The sequence below is a fragment of the Mycobacterium sp. SMC-8 genome (assembly GCF_025263565.1).
Lineage (GTDB): Bacteria > Actinomycetota > Actinomycetes > Mycobacteriales > Mycobacteriaceae > Mycobacterium.
Genome location: NZ_CP079865.1, coordinates 6,046,212 through 6,061,296, shown reverse-complemented (window position 1 = coordinate 6,061,296; position 15,085 = coordinate 6,046,212). Strand labels below are relative to the sequence as shown.

General features: G+C 66.1%; 16 protein-coding genes. 5 read left to right on the top strand and 11 right to left on the bottom strand.

The window, feature by feature from the left end; genetic code table 11:
• Window positions 1-5: 5 nt before the first annotated feature.
• Window positions 6-299, bottom strand: a complete 294-nt coding sequence (locus tag KXD97_RS29060) for a ferredoxin (protein ID WP_260758202.1) — start codon at window positions 297-299, stop codon at window positions 6-8.
• 8 nt (window positions 300-307) lie between these two features.
• Window positions 308-1,600: an NADH-ubiquinone oxidoreductase-F iron-sulfur binding region domain-containing protein gene (locus KXD97_RS29055; RefSeq protein ID WP_260754468.1), complete on the bottom strand. Its 1,293-nt coding sequence runs from the start codon at window positions 1,598-1,600 to the stop codon at window positions 308-310.
• 20 nt (window positions 1,601-1,620) lie between these two features.
• Here KXD97_RS29055 and KXD97_RS29050 point away from each other — a divergent pair, with 20 nt between their 5' ends.
• The gene (locus KXD97_RS29050) at window positions 1,621-2,097 is read left to right on the top strand and encodes a hypothetical protein (RefSeq protein ID WP_260754467.1); all 477 of its coding nucleotides are present in this window, start codon (window positions 1,621-1,623) and stop codon (window positions 2,095-2,097) included.
• Window positions 2,098-2,135: 38 nt separating this feature from the next.
• On the opposite strand, the gene KXD97_RS29045 is transcribed toward KXD97_RS29050, so the two are convergent.
• From KXD97_RS29045 to KXD97_RS29030, 4 genes are read right to left on the bottom strand one after another with little or no spacing between them, the layout of a single operon-like run.
• A complete protein-coding gene (locus tag KXD97_RS29045) occupies window positions 2,136-3,008 on the bottom strand; it encodes an alpha/beta fold hydrolase (RefSeq protein WP_260754466.1) in 873 nt (290 codons plus the stop codon).
• Between the two features lie 32 nt (window positions 3,009-3,040).
• Complete coding sequence (locus KXD97_RS29040) at window positions 3,041-3,430, bottom strand: Rieske 2Fe-2S domain-containing protein (protein ID WP_260754465.1); 390 nt, start codon at window positions 3,428-3,430, stop codon at window positions 3,041-3,043.
• 4 nt (window positions 3,431-3,434) lie between these two features.
• Window positions 3,435-4,577 (bottom strand): amidohydrolase family protein, encoded by a 1,143-nt coding sequence (locus KXD97_RS29035; protein ID WP_260754464.1) that lies wholly within the window; start codon window positions 4,575-4,577, stop codon window positions 3,435-3,437.
• Between the two features lie 20 nt (window positions 4,578-4,597).
• Entirely contained in the window at window positions 4,598-5,731 is a 1,134-nt protein-coding gene (locus tag KXD97_RS29030; protein ID WP_260754463.1) for an amidohydrolase family protein, read from the bottom strand.
• Window positions 5,732-5,977: 246 nt separating this feature from the next.
• On the opposite strand from KXD97_RS29030, the gene KXD97_RS29025 reads away from it, so the two are divergent.
• Both KXD97_RS29025 and KXD97_RS29020 read left to right on the top strand, forming a co-directional pair.
• Entirely contained in the window at window positions 5,978-6,988 is a 1,011-nt protein-coding gene (locus KXD97_RS29025) for an acyl-CoA dehydrogenase family protein (protein ID WP_260758200.1), read from the top strand.
• Window positions 6,972-8,147 carry an acyl-CoA dehydrogenase family protein gene (locus KXD97_RS29020; RefSeq protein WP_260754462.1) on the top strand — a complete coding sequence of 392 codons (1,176 nt, stop codon included), beginning with the start codon at window positions 6,972-6,974 and terminating at the stop codon, window positions 8,145-8,147. Before KXD97_RS29025 ends, KXD97_RS29020 begins: the two co-directional genes overlap by 17 nt.
• A 155-nt stretch (window positions 8,148-8,302) precedes the next feature.
• On the opposite strand, the gene KXD97_RS29015 is transcribed toward KXD97_RS29020, so the two are convergent.
• The 5 genes from KXD97_RS29015 to KXD97_RS28995 form a co-directional block, all read right to left on the bottom strand.
• Window positions 8,303-8,740 (bottom strand): hypothetical protein, encoded by a 438-nt coding sequence (locus KXD97_RS29015; protein WP_260754461.1) that lies wholly within the window; start codon window positions 8,738-8,740, stop codon window positions 8,303-8,305.
• 62 nt (window positions 8,741-8,802) lie between these two features.
• A complete protein-coding gene (locus tag KXD97_RS29010; RefSeq protein WP_260754460.1) occupies window positions 8,803-10,173 on the bottom strand; it encodes a cytochrome P450 in 1,371 nt (456 codons plus the stop codon).
• 46 nt (window positions 10,174-10,219) lie between these two features.
• The gene (locus KXD97_RS29005; RefSeq protein WP_260754459.1) at window positions 10,220-10,414 is read right to left on the bottom strand and encodes a ferredoxin; all 195 of its coding nucleotides are present in this window, start codon (window positions 10,412-10,414) and stop codon (window positions 10,220-10,222) included.
• A gap of 31 nt (window positions 10,415-10,445) precedes the next feature.
• Window positions 10,446-11,306 (bottom strand): mycofactocin-coupled SDR family oxidoreductase, encoded by an 861-nt coding sequence (locus tag KXD97_RS29000; protein WP_260754458.1) that lies wholly within the window; start codon window positions 11,304-11,306, stop codon window positions 10,446-10,448.
• A gap of 34 nt (window positions 11,307-11,340) precedes the next feature.
• Window positions 11,341-12,042 (bottom strand): SDR family NAD(P)-dependent oxidoreductase, encoded by a 702-nt coding sequence (locus tag KXD97_RS28995; protein WP_260754457.1) that lies wholly within the window; start codon window positions 12,040-12,042, stop codon window positions 11,341-11,343.
• A 282-nt stretch (window positions 12,043-12,324) separates the two neighbouring features.
• Here KXD97_RS28995 and KXD97_RS28990 point away from each other — a divergent pair, with 282 nt between their 5' ends.
• Both KXD97_RS28990 and KXD97_RS28985 read left to right on the top strand, forming a co-directional pair.
• Window positions 12,325-13,827 carry an aldehyde dehydrogenase family protein gene (locus KXD97_RS28990; RefSeq protein ID WP_260754456.1) on the top strand — a complete coding sequence of 501 codons (1,503 nt, stop codon included), beginning with the start codon at window positions 12,325-12,327 and terminating at the stop codon, window positions 13,825-13,827.
• A gap of 28 nt (window positions 13,828-13,855) precedes the next feature.
• Window positions 13,856-15,064: a CaiB/BaiF CoA-transferase family protein gene (locus tag KXD97_RS28985; RefSeq protein ID WP_260754455.1), complete on the top strand. Its 1,209-nt coding sequence runs from the start codon at window positions 13,856-13,858 to the stop codon at window positions 15,062-15,064.
• Window positions 15,065-15,085 lie beyond the last annotated feature (21 nt).

The window sequence follows — 15,085 nt, the reverse complement described above, 5'->3', positions numbered from 1 at the left end:
AGCGCTCATCGGGAAAACCCCCATTCGGCCTCGTTGTCCTCGGTCTTCAGGTTCTCCAGGTCGGGCTCCCGAAGGGGCTGCATCGGAGTTTCATCCGGCCGGCGCTCACCGATCTCCAAGATGGCGTGGACCGGGCAGTCCAGCAGCGCGCGCTGCACGGCGTCCCTGTCCTCGTCCGGAATGTTGCCGTCGCCGACGAGAACGGCGTATCCCCAATCGTCCAGCGAGAAGTATCCCGGGGCATGCTTGGCGCAGATCCCGAAGCCGTCACAGAGCGTGCGGTCGAGCTTGATCCGCATCTTGTCGGTCACGATGACTCCACTTCGAATGGGCGCGTGGCAGTGAAAGCGCCTGCGCTGCACTGCGCGCACTCTGCGTTCAGATGACGTGCGACGTCGTCGGGGAACATGGCGAGCAGGCTCGCAGCGATGTTGCAGGCGGCATCCAGGGTGGCGCACGCACCGCGGCCCCGCAGGACGACCGACCACCGCTGCAGGCGGGCCAAATCGTCGGCGCCGGCGATCCCGTCCCGCAGGGCGGTGGCCGCGGCGGCCATCGCCGCGGTGCCATTGAAGCAGGAACCGCACTGGCCGGCGTTCTCGTGGTCGTAGTAGGCCAGCACCGACGCACCGACCGCCACAGGGCATTCGTCGGTGATCAGCGACACCGCGCCGCATCCCAGCCCGCTGCCCGCGCTGCGCAGCGAGTCGTGGTCCAGCGCACCGTCCAGGACACGCCGGTCCAGCAGTCCGGCGAAGTACCCGCCCATCAGCGCGCCGCGGACCCGTCCGGCGTCGACCCCGTGCAACGCAACCAGTTCCGCGACCGACACACCGAACGGGACTTCGTAGAGGCCCGGGGCGCGGCCGCCGCCGGTGAGGGTCGCCAGGAACGTCCCGGGTGAACGATCGGTGCCCAGCTCCCGGTAGGCGGGTGCACCACGCCGGTGGACATAGGGCAGATTGGCCAACGTCTCGACATTGCTGACCACGGTGGGCAGGCCCCCCACCCCTTCTTCGTAGGGGCGCGGCGGCTTGTCGGTCGGTTTCGCCGGCCCACCGTTGATGGCGCGCACCGCCGCGGTCTCCTCGCCTGCGACATACGCCGGATCGACCCTGAGCATGCTGACGGTGACCCCGTCGAGCGCGTCGGCGGTCAACTCGTCGAGCGCTGTGCGTACGGCGGCAGCGGCCCGCTCGTCCGAGATGTACACGTGCGCGTGGCGGGCGCCGACGATCCGGGCCGCCAGCCGCAAGCCGTCGAGCACCAAATGCGGCCGGTGCCGCAGCAACCAGCGATCCTTGACCGAAGCCGGTTCGCCCTCTTCGCCGTTGGCCACCAGCACGGTGTCGGCACCGCGCTGGGCAGCCTGGCGCACGGTGGACAGCTTCACCGCCACGGGAAAGGCCGCACCACCGCGTCCCAACACGCCCGCATGCGCGATCGCGTCGTGCAGCGCGTCGACGTCGGCCAACGGCAGGTAACCCCCCGCATCACGGTACTGCGCCGCCGATTCGGTGCCTGGTTCGGACCGGAGCAGTCGCGGTGTCATCCCGGGCCATGCCGCGACGGTCAGTTCGGTGTTCATCGCCGTACTCATTTCCGGCTACCCTTCCGTGCATGCGAACAGCGGTGGTACGCGTCGGCGTGGACCTGGCCGGCGAGCTGACCGCCGACCAGCTGGCGACCGGTATGGCCGAACTGGGGCGGCTGGCTGCCGAGGCGGGGGCCGAGCTGATCGACAACAACCTCGCCGCGCTGCCGCCCAAGCGTCGGGAGGTCGAGCTGCTGATGCGCGGCGACGACCCGGAGGCCCTGCAGTCCGCGGGTATCGGGCTGTGCGCCAAAGCGTTTCCGACCGACCCGGTGCTCGGCGTGTTGACGTTCGTCAGCCACGGCACCGACGACGATGCGTACGGCGTGCTCGCGGGCTTCGGACTCACCGGCGTGGTCGAGCGGGCGGCAGGCGACGCCGGTTGGGACATCATCACGGTGACCCTGGCCAAGGCCGACTTGCAGCGCATCCCGGAGAGTCGCATCCACACGGCGCTGGAGGCGTCCACCAACTGCGAGGTCCGTATCGTCGTGACCGGCTGAGCGGAGAGCTGAGACGGGGGAGTGCAGCACGGCAGCCATCAGCGCCTCAGGAAGTCCAGAATCGCCGGCGCCGCCTGCACCCACGTGTCGAACATGTTGAACCGCTTGACTTTCCCCGAGGCACGCGCCTCACCCGCGCGCTCCCACGCATCCTCGGGCCACGGGGGGTCGATCAGGGTCGAGTTCTTGATCAGGCAGCTGATCTCCAGCGAGGTCCGCTTCGGATGGTCGAGGTCGTTCTCACCGCCGCGGATGATCAGCGTGGGCACGGTGATGTTGTCGAACATCTCGTCCTCGACGCCGGGGATGGTCTGGCCGGGCTTGGGCACGAACGCGTTGAGCCAGCGCAACATCAGCTTGAGAAACGCATCGGGGTCCTGGGCCAGAATCCGGGCCTCGTTGTCCGGGTTCTCCGCGATGCGCTCCTGCCATTCGGCGACCTTCGCCACCGCCTCCATCCCCGCTCCGCGGACGGCCAGGATGCTTGGCACGATGTAGTAGGACCCCAGCACGAACGAGCCGTAGACGCCGCCGACGATGTTCCACACCACCAGCTTGGTGACGAGTTCGGGGTGGAGCATCGTGGTCAGCATCGAGTCGCGGGCCCCGCCGGATCCGCCTGCGATGATGCACGGCCCGATCTCGAGCTTGGTGATCAACTGGGCCAGCGTCTCGGCGCGCATGTGCGATTCGCTCTGGCCGTAGAACTGGACGTCGGACTGCCCGCAGTTCGGCCGGTCCCACAACAGCACCCGGTAGCCGCCCTCGACCAGTTTCTTGGCCAGCGGCTTGAGGCCGGGAATGTCCTTGCTGAACCGGCCGCCCGGGGTCAGGACGATGAAATCCCCCGATTTGCCGAGGATTTCGTAGACGACGTTGCCGCCGTTGATCTCGATTGACTTGTTGGGCAACTTCTCTCCGATTTCAGGGGCTCGAGTGGGTTCTAGGCCTGTACCAGGACGTCGTTGCCGACGACCCGGACGGGATAGGTGCGGATACTCCACTCGGGCTTGACCGCGGTGGTCCCGGTCGCGAGTTCGAACCCCCACTGGTGCCACGGGCAGAAGATGTACTCCATGTCGCGGACCATCACCGCGTCACCGGGAACGGTCTCGTCGACGATGTTGCGTCCCCTGGCGCGGCCCGAACACAGCGGGCCGCCTTCGTGCGGGCAGTAGTTGGCGATCGCGTAGAACGTGCCGTTGACGTTGTAGACGCCGACACCGTGCCGGCCGATGGGCACCAATTTGTGTGTGCCCGGCGGGATTTCGTCCACTGTGGCAACGACGTGCTCGCGCCCCTGCGCCAACCGGGGCGTCTTGTCCTTGTCCATGTCCTCAGAAAACCCGTACCTGGCCCTCGAGCGCAGGCACGGTGTCCGGCAACTTGTACGTCTCGATGCCGTTCTTGAACATCACGGCCTCCCGGGCATGCTCGGGCAGGTGCTTGACCAGCCAGCGCGGGTCGTCGAACGTCCAGTGCGGGTAGTCGCTGGAGAACAGCAGGATCTTCTCGCACTCCATCCACTCGAAAGCCCGGCTGAGCTCAGTCTTGTCCTCGGGGTAGTCCAGCGGCTGGGTGGTGAACTTGATGTGGTCCTTGACGTACTCGCTCGGCTTGCGCTTGATGTCCAGCCACGACTTGCGGGCCTTGTAGAGCGCGTCCATGCGCCACATCAGCGGCAGGATCCAGGTGAACGCGTGCTCGACGAACACGATGCGCAGGTTGGGATGGCGATCGAAGGTGCCGTCGAAGATCAGGCTCATCACCTGGTTGGCCGCCAGCAGCGAGTACGTGACCATGAAGTCGTGGTTGTAGCTGGGCATACCGACCGGCGGCATCGGCAGCTCGTCGTAGTGGCTGCGCGACAGGTGGCAGCTCACCGTGATGTCGTGCTTGGTTGCCGCGGCCCAGATCGGGTCGTACTTCGGGTTGCCCCACGAGGGGCGCGGCTCGGCCTTGATCAGGATCTGCGCCATGTAGGGGTGTCCGGCCCAGCGTTCGATCTCGGCGACGCTCTCCTCGGGTTGCTGGATCGCGACGCAAATGGAGCCGCGCCAGCGCTCGTGCCAGTTGTTGTGGCTGTCCAGCCAGTGGTTGGCCTGCCAGTCGTTGAGCGCGTATGCCATCGCATGCTCTGCCTCGGGAAGTCGGGCGGGGTAGGCCGCGGGCTCGAGGATCGCGAGGTCTGCCCCGGCTTCCATGATCAGCTGCTTGAACGCCAGATCGGGGTCGCTACAGGCGAATTCGCCATCGGACGGGAAGGCGTCGACGCGCATCGCATACGAGTGCGCGTAGTCGGGTGCGTCGTAGTAAATCTGGTCGCCCACCTTGCGGGTCAGGAAGTACTTGCTGCGCCACGGCTCCGGGATGTAATCGACCAGTTCTCCACGCCGGGGGGACGGGTGGACGTCGGAGTCGACGCACCGAACGGCGATGCGCTCGGCCGCAGGTACCCGGGGGTTCGCGGTGACGGTCATGGTGCGCTCCTCTCAAACCTCTACTGTGCCGCAGCCGTCGCCGTGACGGAGGCAATGTCGGCACTTTCGATGCCGTACAACTGCGCGGCGTTTCGCCAGCACAGCTTGTCGCGCTGCTCGGGGGTGTAGGCGCCAGGCACCGACAACTCGTTGAGCTGCCAGTGCGGATAACTCGACCCGTACATCACCATGTCGTCCTTGCCGGTGAAACCGGCCCATTCGCCGGCGAAGTCGACGTCTCCGGGCCCGTCCAGCGCGCCCTGCACGAAATAGACGTGGCCGGGCAGATAGTCGCTGGGCATCCGAGGGGCCCAGGGGGTCTGTTCCAGGTGCGGCCGACCGAAGCAGTCCATTCGCCAAATGAACGGTGTCAGCAGGTCGGCGGCACCGTCGGCCCAGACGAACTTGAGCGCCGGAATCCTCTCGAACACGCCCTCGGCGATCATGTTCATCAGGTGGTACAGGAAATTCAGCGCGGTGAAGCCCACGAACTGCTCGTAGGTGCGGGTGAGGCCTGACGGGGTGGGCGGCAGCTGAATCCCTGACCCGACCTCGAAGTGGACGGCCACCGGCCAGCCGGCATCCACGGCCGCCTCCCACAGCGGCCAGTACTGCGGTTTGCCGTACAGCTCGCGCGACTGCAGCGGGATTCCCAGCTGCACGATGCGCGAATGGTTCCGGTACTTGTCGATCTCGCGCAATGCGCCCGCGACGTCGTCGGGGTTCACCCGCAACGTGCCGCGGAACTTCTCGCCCAGCTGGGGATGGTCCAGCCAGCGGGTCACCATCATCTCGTTGTGTGCGGCGGCCAGCGCCGTGCCGAGGTGGCGGTCGGGCATGATGCCGCGCGTCATCGGATGCAGTACGGCGATGTCGAAACCTCTGTCGGTGAACAGATGTTTGGCCACCACCTCCGGGTCGGAACCCGGATACTGACCGTCCGGACCGGTTGACCTGTCGGCGTATTCGCCGCCGGGCGCTCCGTACCAGTCCATCTCGTAGTCGGGGAAACCTCGGCTGCGAAAGGGCTCCTGCAGGAAGTTCTGGCGCAGGTCCTTGTTGGACTGGCAGAAGATGTGCACGCTGGCATCGATGACGGGCACCTTCACCTGCGCGCCCGTGGCGCCGGTGGAGCCGTCACTGAGAACCTTCACCGAATTCTGTCCTTCACTTCCGCGGCCGAGGGCGCGGCCGTCAACAGCTTTAGTGTAGATCGTTGTTCTTCATTAGCAAGAATTCTGTTCTCCAGCGCACCGCTTAATATTCGTGCAGGTAGGACGCGTTGCTGGTCGGGTGCTCAGCTGACATTGGACGAGAATGGATACCCGCGGCAGGAGAATGGCTGGATCATCTTCGAGAATGTTATTCTCCGATCTGGTCGGTCGTCAGGAGGCGTGCGGGTGTTACTTGAGTTCGATGCTGATCAGAGGTTGTGGCAGGAGACCGTGCGTGACGCGGTGTCCAAACAGTGCCCGGCGTCGCTGATCCGGGACATTGCAGAGAACGGTGTCGACCCGACGCCGCTGTGGAACAGCTACCTCGACGCCGGATGGACCGAGCTGACCGATTCGGAGAACGCGGTCGAGTTGGCGATCGTGCTCGAAGAACTCGGGCGGGTCACCGACCCGACGCCGTTCCTGGCCACCCTCACGCAGTTCGCGCCGCTCGTCGGCGACCGTTACGACTCCAGCGGAGCGGGCACCGCCGTGTACTCGGGTGTCACCGCCAACCGCGACGCGCGGGGCTGGGTGCTCTCCGGGACCGACCGCTTCGTTCTGGACGGCGACCGCGCCGACCGGCTTGCCGTGGTGACGCCCGCTGGTGTCTTCTGTGTCGATCCGCGGGCCGACTCCGTCAATGTCACCACCCGGCGCGTCGACGTGTTCGACCCCGTGCTGCACGTCGCTGAGGTGTCGTTCGTCGGCGCCCAGGTCTCCGATTCGGACCGGCTGGTCGCCGACACCGAGCGCGCGCGCCACGTGGCGCTGATGGGGATGGCGATCACGATGGTCGGCGCGTGCCAGCGCATCCTCGACCTGGTGCTCGAACATGCCAAGAGCCGTCAGCAGTTCGGCGTCGCGATCGGCACGTTCCAGGCGGTCCAGCACAAGGCGACCGACATGTTCGTCGCGATCGAACGAGCCCGCGCACTGTCGTACTTCGCGGCGCTGACCATCGCCGCCGACGACCCGCGCCGGCGGCTGGCGGCCGCGATGGCCAAGGCGTCGGCGGGCGAGTGCCAGTCGCTGGTGTTCCGGCACGGCGTGCAGCTGTTCGGGGCCATGGGCTTTACATGGGAGAACGACCTTCAGTTCGCGCTGAAGCGGGCCAAGGCGGGCGAGTTGATGCTCGGCGGGGCCGCCGAGCACCGGGCGATGATCGCGGAGGAATTTGATGCAGCTGACCTTTGATTCCGATGTGGAGGCTTTCCGCGCCGAGTTCTCCGCCTTCCTCGACGAGCACACGCCGTCTGCGGCAGAGACTTTGGAGCGTCCACGCTCGGTCTCACACATGCCGCAATGGGCCAGGGACTGGCAGCGGCTGTTGTTCGACAACGGGTGGCTGCTTCCTGCGCAGCCGCCCGAATTCGGTGGCCGCAACGCGTCGGTGCTGCAGACCTTCGTGCACGCCGAGGAACTGTGCCGGCGTCGGATCTACCACAGTTTCAACCCGCAGGGCGTCAACATCATCGCCGCCTCGCTGCTGACGTTCGGCACCGACGAGCAGAAACACCAGTGGGCGGTCCCGGTGCTGCGCGGCGAACGCACCGCATCGCTGGGCATGAGCGAGCCCAGCGCCGGCTCCGACCTTGCGTCGTTGCGCACCAAAGCGGTTCGCGACGGTGATGTATTCGTGGTCAACGGTCAGAAGGTGTGGACGTCGGGGGCGCATGACGCCGATTTCCTGCTGACGTTCGTGCGCACCGACCCCGATGCGCCCAAGCACAAGGGAATCAGCGTGCTGCTGATCCCCACCGACCTCGACGGGGTGGTGTGCCGGCCGTTCGCCGACATGACCGGCATCGACAACCTCGACTTCAACGAGGTGTTCTTCACCGACGTCCGGGTCCCGGTCGAGAACCTGGTCGGCCCGCTCAACGGCGGATGGGGCGTGGCCAACGGCTCACTGGGACACGAGCGCACGATGATGTGGCTCGGTTTCGCCGACCGGATCGCCAACTGCATCGCCGACTTCCAGCCGAAGAACCCGCTTGAGCGCGACGCGCTGGCCACCAGCATCATGGACTACCAGGCGCTACGCCTGCTCGGATCGGTGGGTATCGCCAAGGCGGCGCGCGGCGAGGTGGATGTGGCCTCGGTGTCCATCCCGAAGCTGCTCGGCGCCGAGGCCGAACAGCGGATCGAGGGCCTCGCCCTGGAGGCCGCCGGACCTGACGGGCTGGTGCACCCCGCCACCTCGGGGCCCTATGAGCACATGAACCTCGACCACTACTTCGCCAGCTGGTTCGAGCGCTACTGCCGTAGCTTCGGTGGCACCATCGCCGGCGGCACCTCCGAGATCCAGCGCAACATCATCGCCCAGCAGGTGCTGGGGCTGCCGCGGCGGTAAGCGATGCGGGCTCCGGCAGACGAGCCCGCCAGATGTGCTTCGATTTCAAGGCTTTGCCGCGGCGGCCTTTACTGCGGTCAGCGGCGGCGAGAGTGCGCGAAATTGCGGTTGGGTGCGGCATGTCGCCCGCAGACACGCACGGTCGCGGAGAAGAACTACAAGCGCTGCAGGGCGAATGTCCAGAACTGGGTGCCCGGAGGGCCGTTGAAGCACCCGACGTCGTACTTCGAGTCGATGGTTCCCAGTAGTGTCTGGGCATCCCACGAGTAGGTCTCGCGGGTCGGCATCACATGCCCGGGGCACTGGAGTCCGTCGGGCACATCGACAGTGAACGTATAGCGGCCGTTGTCGAGCCAGACCTTGCTCTCGTAGTACTGGTAGTACGCCAACCGCGGTCGCGCGGCGACGTTGAGGCAGTTCGGGTCCTTCTCCGGGATGCACAGCGACACGAACCAGAACCATGACGCGCGGGTGTACCTGTTGGTCAGCAGGTCGTAGTTGCCGATGGCAAAGCTTGCCGACGACGGCGGTGCGAGAAGCGTCGCCACCGACATCAATGCGGCAACCATCGTCGCGATCATGCGGAACTTCATCGCTGTCCTCCCAGCTTTCGCCGTCACTCATCGAACCATTCCGGCGTGACATCCGGGGCCGATTAGTCGATGACGGCCGCTTCTTTACGCTCGGTGATCGGTCGGGCGAGCTCCTGCTCGTCGCAGATCCGCTGGAGCTTGACCAGGGTCTCTCCGAGGCCGGGACCCAGCGGCTTGCCCGGGGTGAACGTGGCCGGAAGCTTGCGCATGCCCTGGATGACACCGATGGTGTCGTAGTGCACCGTACCCTCGGGGTCGCACACATAATCGGGCATGCGGTCCAGCACCGCGGTGAGCATCGACTTGAACACCGTGCGCGCGACGTTGGAGCCGACGCAGCGATGTACGCCGATCCCGAAACTGAAGTGGCGGTTACCTTTCCGGTCCAGCACCACCTCGTGGGGCCGCTCGAACACCGACGGGTCCCGGTTGGCCATCGCCCAAGACAGCCACAGCCGCTCATATCGTTTGAACTGGTGACCCTCGACCTCGACATCCTCGGAGAAGGTGCGGCCGTCCCCGGGGGCAGGGGTGAAGAACCGCAGGAACTCCTCGGTGGCCGGATGCAGCAGCGTGGCCCGCTCCTTGCTGAGACGTTCCCTCTCCTGCGGATGCTCGCCGAGCCACTCCAGGGCGTGCGCAGTCAGCGCTGTGGTGGTGTCGAACCCGCCGCCGATGATCAACCCGAGATTGCCCAGGATCTCCATGTCCGGTGCCGGCTCGCCGTCGATGCGTAACTGCAGCAGCGCATTCACCAGACCCGGACGCGGGTTCTCGCGGATCTCCATCATGTTGTTGATGAGATCGATGCCCATCTCGCGATGCTGCTCGTTGATCTTCTCGCGTTCGGGCGCATGCTCGGGCGTGTACACCGACGCGTGTGTCGGCTCGCTGTAGACGTTCCACTTGTCGAGCCGGATGCCCATCATCGCCAGCGTGAACACCGCGGGCACCACATTGGCCAGATCGTCGACGAAGTCGATTCGGCCCGACTCGATGTGCTCATCCAGTGCGGCGCGGGTGATCTCGTCGATGAACGGTTCCCAGCGCTTGATCGCCGCGGGGGACAGGTAAGGGTTCAGCGCACCGCGGTAGGCGCTGTGTTCAGGCTCGTCCATCTCCAGAATTCCCCCGCGAACCACAGTGGCACGACTGGCTTTCGGGATCGTGATGCCTTGGAACGGCGTCTCACCGGAGATGTCGTGGTGATTCGACACCGCAGGACAGCGTGCGAGTTCGAACACGTGCCTGCTGTCGGCGGCCACCCAGTGCCCGTTGTAGGTCTCCGACCACGCCATCGGACACTTGGCGTGCATCTCCTCAGTGATCTTCTCGAACTGCAGCCGGTACTCCGGGGTGTGCCTGTCGAAGTAGTACGTGTTCTTCTTGCGGTTGTCGTCGGCGGTGCCGCTTACGACGTCGTCGACACTCAAAGCTCTGCTCTCCCTGTGTATTCCGGCTGGAGGACTGTGGTCACAATCACTCTTCGATCGAGATCGCCTGTTCCGGGCAGGACTGCACGGCCTCCCGCACGGCGTCCTCCTGGTCGGCCGGGACGATCTCGTTGACCGGCGAGGCGGTACCGTCGATATCGCTGAGTTCGAAGGAATCCGGCGCGATCATCGAACACAGCGTGTGCCCCTGGCACCGTTGCGAATCAACCCAAACCTTCACGGCCTCGCCTCCTCAACTTCGATGGTGCCGCTCACGCGTGGTAGTCGTACCACTTCAGATAGCCGCCGGCGTCGACGCGCAACTGCATTCCGGTGACGTACCTGGCCTCGTCCGACACCAGCCACAGGATCGCGTTGCTGATGTCCTCCGGTTCGATGAAATTGACCTTCATCGCCTGCTGCACACCGAAGACCGGCTCGGCGTCGGCCCGGGTCGGGTTCTCCAGATCCGGCCGGAACGACTTGTACATCGGCGGGCTCTGCAGCATGTCGGTGTTGCAGTTGGTCGGATGTACGACGTTGGCGCGGATACCGCGCACGGCGAGCTCAGTCGCGAGATCATGCACGTATTGCGAGAGAAGACGTTTCGAGGTCATGTAAGCCATGCCGCCGGGATCGTTGCCCGGATTGGGCTTGTTGTGCGCATCCATCAGCGCCGCGGTCGAGCCGGTTGCCACGATCGATGCGCCCTCCTTCAGGTGGGGCAACGCGACCTGGATGGCGTTGATGGTGCCGACCAGGTTGGTGTTGATCACATCGGTCCACGCCTGCATGGGCGGGGTGCCCTTCATGCCGGCGATGCCGGCCTGGGCAATGACGATGTCCACACCGCCCAATTGGGCGATACCGTCATCGAGGGCCTTCTTCAGCTGTGCGGCATCACGCACGTCGGCCTTCGCGGCGACGATGCGCTGCCCGGTCTTCTCGACGAAAGCGGCGGTCTCTTCCAGATCTTCGGGCGTGGCCATCGGATACCCGATGGTGTCGACGTTCTCGCAGAGATCAACGGCGATGATGTCGGCGCCCTCTTCGGCGAGCCGTACGGCGTGGCTGCGGCCTTGACCGCGTGCCGCCCCTGTGATGAAGGCGACCTTGCCTTGAACGCGTCCCATGAACTGTCGTCCTTTCGCTGGATCTGCTGGCTTGTCAGGTGTTCCGGCCGCCGTTGACGCCCAGGATCTGACCGGTGATGTATCCGGCCTCTTCGGAGACAAAGAAGGCGCAGGCGGCGGCGATGTCCTCCGGCCGGCCCATCCGGCGCACCGGCGTCTGCTCGATCTGCCTCTGGGTGTCGCCGAGGAAGCCGCGCTGCTCGGCCTTGCGCAGCATCGGGGTGTCGATGAAACCGGGCGGGACCGCGTTGACGGTGATTCCGGCGGGGCCGTACTCCAGAGCCAGCGATTTGGTGAGGCCGTTGACCGCCGACTTCGCCGCGACATACGGCGACATAAACGGCTGGCCGGAATGCGTGCTCGACGACGAGATGTTCACGATGCGGCCCCAGCCGGCCTCGATCATGTCCGGCAGCACCGCCTGGACGCAGTGGAAGACGCCGTTGAGGTTGACGTCGACGACCTTCTGCCATTCGTCGAAAGTCAGGTCCAGGAACTTCTTGAACCGGTCCAGCCCCGCGGCGTTCACCAGTACCGTGACCGGCCCCAGTTCCGCGCGGATCTCGGCCAGTGCGGCATCGACGCCGGCCCGGTCCGTCACGTCGGCGGCGTAGGAGAACTTCTCCTCGCCCGCGTTCAGATCGATCGTTGCCACGCGCATGCCGTCCGCGCGGAGGCGCTCTGCCACCGCGGCGCCGATGCCCGATGCGCCTCCGGTCACCACAGCGTTTCTCACGCGCCGGCTCCAACCATCGCCTCAGCCTTCAAGAATCATCCTTCCGATTATGAGAACCGTACTCTCGCATCATGCATGACCGCAAGACAACTGTGGCGGTGTGTTCACACTGGTGAGACGTTCGACGCAGGATTGTCGCACCGTTTATCGCAGGCAGTGGCCGTTCTGCGCATTTCCTTGAGTTCTCATCCAGCGAATGTATGATTCGCCGGTGATGAGAATGCAGTTTCCATCACATAACCCCACATCACACCTGTGACGTCACAGCTGCTGAGGAGGATGATGCAGGAAACAGCCACGATCTCGGACGGGAACCGGGGACCGAGCGCCGGGGCCGGGCGCGCCCAGCGCCGCCTCCTGATCGGAGGCCGGCTTCTCGAAACCGAGCGGACGTTTCCTTCGCTCAATCCGGCGACCGGCGAGGTGCTGGGGCACGCTCCCGACGCGACGGTCGCCGATGCCGAGGCCGCCGTGGCCGCGGCCCGGCGGGCCTTCGACGCCGGTGACTGGGCCACCGATGTCCAGTTGCGGATCCGCTGCCTGGAGCAGTTCCACGGGGCCCTCGTCGAACATCGTGACGAGCTGGCCGCATTGACGATCGCTGAGGTCGGTGCCACTCCGGCACTGTGCCAGGGCGCGCAGCTGGATCAGCCGATCGAGATCGTCCGCTACTACACCGAACTGCTCAAGAGCTACCCGTTCACCGAGGACCTCGGCAACGTCGAGAGCCGGGGGATGCAGCATCACCGCTGGGTCGAGAAAGAAGCCGCCGGCGTCGTCGCGGCGATCATCGCCTACAACTACCCCAACCAGCTGGCCCTGGCGAAACTCGCTCCGGCGCTGGCCGCAGGCTGCACGGTGGTGTTGAAGTCCGCACCGGACACGCCGCTGATCACGCTCGCGCTCGGCGAGCTGATCGCCGAGCACACCGACATCCCGGCCGGGGTCGTGAACGTGCTGTCCGGTGCGGACCCGGCCGTCGGCGCCGCGCTGACCACCAGCCCCGACGTCGACATGGTCACCTTCACCGGGTCGACCCCCACCGGGCGCGCCATCATGGCCGCCGCGAGCGCCACGCTCAAGAAGGTGTTCCTCGAACTCGGCGGCAAGTCGGCAGCGATCGTCCTCGATGACGCCGACTTCAACACCGCCGCGCTGTTCTCGGCGTTCAGCATGGTCACCCACGCCGGTCAGGGCTGCGCGCTGACCTCGCGGCTGCTGGTGCCCGAGCAGCACAAGGACGAGATCGTCGAGCTGATCAAGAACAACTTCGGTCTGGTGCGCTACGGGGATCCGGCCGATCCGTCGACGTACATGGGCCCGTTGATCAGTGAGAAGCAGCGCGACAAGGTCGACGGGATGGTCAAGCGCGCCGTCGAGGCCGGCGCCACCCTGGTCACGGGGGGCGAGAAGGTCGATCCCGGCTACTTCTACACCCCGACCCTGCTGGCTGACGTCGATCCCGACAGCGAGATCGCCCAGGAGGAAGTGTTCGGTCCGGTGCTGGCTGTTATCACCTATACCGACGACGACGACGCGGTGCGCATCGCGAACAACTCGATCTACGGACTGTCCGGTGCCGTCTTCGGCAGCCAGGACCGCGCGCTGGCGGTGGCCCGCCGGATCCGCACGGGCACGTTCTCCATCAACGGCGGTAACTACTTCAGCCCCGACAGCCCGTTCGGCGGGTTCAAGCAGTCGGGCATCGGACGCGAGATGGGCCGGGCCGGCCTCGAGGAGTTCCTGGAATCGAAGACGTTCGCGACGGTGGTGGGCCAGCCGTGAGCGCTCCCATGAGAAGGAGAGGGCACCGATGAGCAAGCCCCTGGACGGGATCCGCGTCCTCGAGGTGGCGATGTACGGCTTCGTCCCGTCGGCGGGCGCGGTGCTCGCGGAGTGGGGCGCCGACGTGATCAAGGTCGAGCACGCCGTCACCGGTGACCCGCAGCGCGGGTTGCGCCAGACCGGCCTGCTGCGGGTGGAGGGAGACCCGAACCCGAACATCGAGCACGCCAACCGGCTCAAGCGCAGCATCGGGCTGGACATGTCGGTCCCGGAGGGCAAGGAGGTGCTGCTGGAGCTGGCCCGCCGCGCGGACGTGTTCCTGACCAGCTTCCTGCCCGGCCACCGACAGAAGTTCGGCATCGACGTCGACGACATCCGCGCGGTCAACCCGACGATCGTGTACGCCCGCGGCAGCGCGCTGGGTCCGCGCGGTGAGGAATCGGTGAAGGGCGGTTACGACATGACCGCGTTCTGGTGCCGGGCCGGCACCGCCGCGACCATCACCCCGCCGGGCACCCCCGGCATGGTCGGTCCGCCCGGACCGGCCTACGGCGACACGATCTCCGGCACGAACCTCGCCGGGGGTATCGCCGCGGCGCTGCTCAAGCGGGAGCGCACCGGAGAGCCGTCGATCGTCGACGTGTCGCTGCTGGGCAGCGGGCTGTGGTCCCTGGGACACACGGTGGCGCTGACCAATCACCTCAACCAGAGGATGGAAGCCTTCCCGCCCGGTGTGCACGGCTCGCCGATCAATCCGTTGGTCGGTCTGTACCCGACCGCCGACGATCGCTACATCTCGTTCGTGATGATGCAGCCGACCAAATTCTGGGCCGACGTGTGCAAGCACATGGAGCTCGGCGAGCTGGCCGATGATCCGCGGTTCGCCACCGCCGAGTCGTTCGCCGAGAACACCGCGGAGGCGGCCGAGATCCTCAAGGAGGCGATGAGCAAGCGTCCGCTGGCCGAGTGGAGCGAGCGCTTCGCGACGCTGGCGGGGCCCTGGGCGCCGGTGCAGGACACCCTGCAGGCGGCCGAGGACGCCCAGATCCGTGCCAACGAATACCTGGTACAGGCAGGTGAACTGGAGCTCGTGGCCAACCCTGTGCAGTTCGACGTGGTCGCGCCGGCGTCGGGACCGGCGCCCGGTTTCGCCGAACAGACCGACGACATCCTCGTCGAACTCGGTCTTGATTGGGACCGCATCATCGAGCTCAAGACCGCCGGCGCCGTCACCTGACTCTTCGCCGTCCTTACCCGG